Annotated in this window: 2 protein-coding genes; both read right to left on the reverse strand. The window is 34.5% G+C overall.

Going from position 1 to position 4,258, the window contains the following annotated elements; all coding sequences use genetic code 11:
* The coding region (locus ACFCYN_RS24980) for a S8 family serine peptidase (protein ID WP_375952781.1) at window positions 1-1,769 on the reverse strand (1,769 nt) is incomplete at its 3' end.
* 560 nt (window positions 1,770-2,329) lie between these two features.
* A partial coding sequence (locus ACFCYN_RS24985) for a dockerin type I domain-containing protein (RefSeq protein ID WP_375952783.1) occupies window positions 2,330-4,258 on the reverse strand: 1,929 nt, incomplete at its 5' end.

A 4,258-nucleotide genomic window follows, 5' to 3' on the forward strand; every position in this document is an offset into this window, starting at 1 on the left:
GTTGAGAAAACAGATACTCCAGGTGCCGTTACTTCAGGCTTTATATCGTATAAAACACGAGATGGACCACGTGAGCTAAATGGTGCTAATTTATCACCTGTTGTGACTAATTGTTTCATATTACTAAAAGTAAAATTTAAAGACGTATTAGTACTAGATGGTAACTTCGCAGCTAAGGCTTTGCCTTGTGCATTACTAATTAAAAATGTCGGTATATAGCCATAACCTTCTCCAAGATATACATCACCGTTAGGAACTGGTGCATCGTATAATACAGCACCGATTGCTCCACGTGCTTTCGCATTTGCTATGATTTGAGTTAAACCGATGCTACCTCGTTGCGCCAATATTACTTTGCCCTTAACATCTATTGGTGTAGAAGTACCGGTATTTCCGGTCCAGTACGAACCTTCAGTACCATATGCTGCATTAACCATTTGCACAGTTTTCCCATCAAAATCTGCTATATTATCCCCTAAGCCTTGAGCGGCTAGTTTTAAATCAGCTGTAACATCACCAGTTGACGGTTTTAATGTTCCTGTATATGTCGGAATAGAAACAGAAGTATCTGATGCTCCAACTGTAATGGCTAAAGGTGAATTACCTGGTGCGCCAAGCGAATACATCATATCACCAGAATTACCTGCTGCGACAATCGCGGTTACACCTGCAAGTACAGCATTATTAACGGCAATTGATGTAGGATATAATGGGTCATTGTAATCTGCGCCAAGAGACATGTTAATAATGTCCATCCCATCAGATACCGCTTTATCAAGTCCTGCTAATATAGCTGATGTATAACCACCTCCATATGGCCCTAGAACACGATAAGAATAAATATCAGCATCCGGTGCAACCCCTGTGACTGATAAGTCTCCATCATTTTTACCTTGTCCAGCAATAATACCAGCCACATGTGTTCCGTGCTCAGTATAATACGCTTCTCCATTTGAACCTAACTCATCCTCACCAGATTTCTGCCAATCTGCGTATGTTGTTTCCATTGGGTCATTGTCATTATCAACAAAATCATATCCACCTTTAAAGGCACCTTTTAAATCTGGGTGGTTATAGTCTATACCAGTATCAAGAATACCAACTTTTACACCTTTTCCTGTAAAGCCTTCTTCATGAAGTTTCTCAACTCCAGGGAATGTCACCATCGTATGCGTTGCAGCTTGCTTCCCTGTTGTTGATGATTCGCTGATCGATGGTGGCTCAACTTGGACTTGTAAATCACTATAAACAGATTGTACTGCACTTGATTTAAGTAGTTGTTTTATTTTGTTAGCTGGAATTGTCATTGCAACCCCATTAAATGCTTTTTTATATGAACGTTTAATTGAATATGTATTTTTCTTGTCTTTTAACTCACTACTGAAAATAGTTTTTAAATCTTTTTGGAATGCTTCGTGTGAAGCGCTTACATTTTCTTGTGCATCTTTTGCTGATAACGTTTCGCCGTTGGATGCAGCTTCTAAAACAGCAGTCTGCTCAGGCTTGTCTTTAAATTCGACAATGACAGGTGTAAGCTTGTCAGTTGTTTGATCGACTTCTGAGGATAATTGCAGTCCCTCTTTATCACTTAATTTCAATTGCTTAATTGCCTCACGTTGTTGAGGAGTCAAATTTGCTAATACTTGTTCAACCTTCGATGTTGCTTGTGCATGTACTTGTTGTGAAAAGGAACCTGGTGTCATTGTAGTACTTATAAGTCCTGTTGTTAATGCTAATGTTGTCACATTTTTAAACATACTCTTTTTCATCTACTAGCCTTCTTTCTTTTCTCAAGATAAATTCATTATACGGAGAATTGATTTTATTGATATTTTGCAAATTTCAATCAATTCTAAATTTTTTTACAAATTCCAACTTTTTATTTCTTCCAACTTAATATTTTTGAAAAAAATGAAAAAAGAAATCGAAAAGTTCTCTGACAGTTTTCCATATCCACTCGGGTATTTCAATACTTTCCAAAGCTCCTGTTTTAGAAGGAAATCTTAATGTTGAAACGAAAAAAACTGTATATTTTAGAAAATCTAAAACCAGTAAGATCTGGCTGCAAGCAAAAATGGTTTTTATATTAGTGTTTTAAATGGCTAAATCAAGAAATTTAATGACCAACTTGAAGGAAAAGCAAACATAGTAAATTTCACTTTATTTAGAAAGTAGGAAAATCCCAATCTCTTTTTTTTACTTTCTAATACTTTTGAAGTGCAAAAATATTTAAAACTATAAGCTAGTTTAAAGATTCTTCTCTAAAAACATAGAAAGACTCCGGTACAAATCCGGAGCCAATAAAATCTATATTTCTATTATTTTTAGTCTATTCCTTTTCGTTAATTCCAAGATCTTTCTTTATACTATCTAAAGTTGCTGACTTGTATTTCTTTTTTGGTGCTAGTGAGTTTGCGATTGAAGTATTTTGCATTAAGTAGTTTTTCTCTACAAATGCAAAGTCTTTCGCATCAACTACGCCATCAAAATTAATATCCGCAGCACGTTTATTTGTTCCCCAATAAGTTTGAATATAAATTGCATCCATTACGTCGATGACATTATCACCATTCACATCACCTGCACTATTTTTGTCCATTTCTACTAACTTTTGCGCACCAGCAAGATCTCCATCGAAGTCTCTGAATGTTTTTGTTGATAGTTTGCTAGTAAAATGTCCCGGTACTTTCACATAAATATCATAGTCTTTATCTGATAATGGTAGGTTATTAAATGTAAAGTATGAACTTTTTGTAAGACTACTTACATCATAAGTTTTACCGTTTGCATCTTGTGCATATATTTTTGCTCCAAGCTTAGAATAGTCTACCTTTGAATCTATTTGATTTGCTCCTGATATTAGGAAAGCTTCAGGTGACATAACTCCACTCACCATTGATTGTTTTGGTAATACATAAAATGGTTTATCTTTATATACACGAATTAAGTTAGTAGTAGTTGCATCTGCTGTTTTCTTATATTTAAACGATGATACATCAAATCCATATCCTTCTTGTAAATATAGATTATCTTTTGTCAATTTAAGTGTAACATCTAAGAAAGGTAAGTCTTTATCAATTGTTAAACTTCCTTGATCAATAGAAGCACCAACTTTAACAGAACCTGTACTCAACACTGGTGCCGTTAAGTTAACTTTTGCCCCTTTTTCTTCAGCATATTTTTTAAATGCATCATTGATTTTTACGCTTTGGAATGAATAATTGTTATTAGAAAAAGGCAAAGTGAACTCTCCAGATGCAAGTTGCTTAATATTGTTTAAGTTCAATGTCATTGTAATTTCGTCACCAAGTCGGATCTTGTCTTTGTTATAGGTTGGAACCGCATATTCAGTTCCTGCTTTTATAAATTTATAATTTTTGATACCTTTTGGATATGAATCGGCTGCTGTTCCATTATCAAAAACAAATAAATTGGAATCTACATAGCCTACTCCATCAACTCCAGTTTTAGTTACTGGGAATCTAAAGTTACCATCCTTATCAATTGAAAGGAACATATTATTATATAAGCTATATTCAAAATATAATGCACCATTAATCGATTGATCAACATTTAAACCTTTCTGTTTCAGCCGATCAACACCTGCATCAAATACATTACCATGAATCCAAATTGCTGGTCCATTATAACCAGGTTCTGTCGTATACATTGATTCATTTACTTCATAAATACCTGGCTTCATATCTACTTCTACTTTTGGAGGGGTATTGTCAATCGTAACATTCGAATCCATGCTGTATGATTTTCCTTGGTCATCATGCGTAACCATTTCAAAGGTATAGTCTCCTTCAGGCAGCCTCACCTTTTGATTGGAAATAGGTCGTTTTTTATCATTTGTAAATGGGTAGACTACACCAGTAAATAAAGCCTCTGAGTAATAGTCTTTGCCTGTCAATAAATTACTTGCAGCAAAAGTTCCTACAAGTCCAATTGGTTCACCTGTATTTCCATCTTTCACTAATACATCGATTGTTGTTGCTGGGCTTGACAATTTAAAGTACACATTTACATATTGTTGTACCATAGGATGAATAATTTCCGGATCATTCGTCATCATAGGTCTACTCACACGCATGTAATCAAACCCTTTACTATTTCTTATGTTAATTGAAAATGGGATTTGATAGTTTTCTTCTTTATTATTTGAATTGACAAAATAAATATATCCTTCATATCTTCCTGTTACTGCTTGTTTTGGTACATTAATTGTTGGATTAATTTCGACAGATTTTCCTGC

This window comes from Gottfriedia sp. NPDC056225 (assembly GCF_042267765.1).
Lineage (GTDB): Bacteria > Bacillota > Bacilli > Bacillales > Bacillaceae_G > Gottfriedia.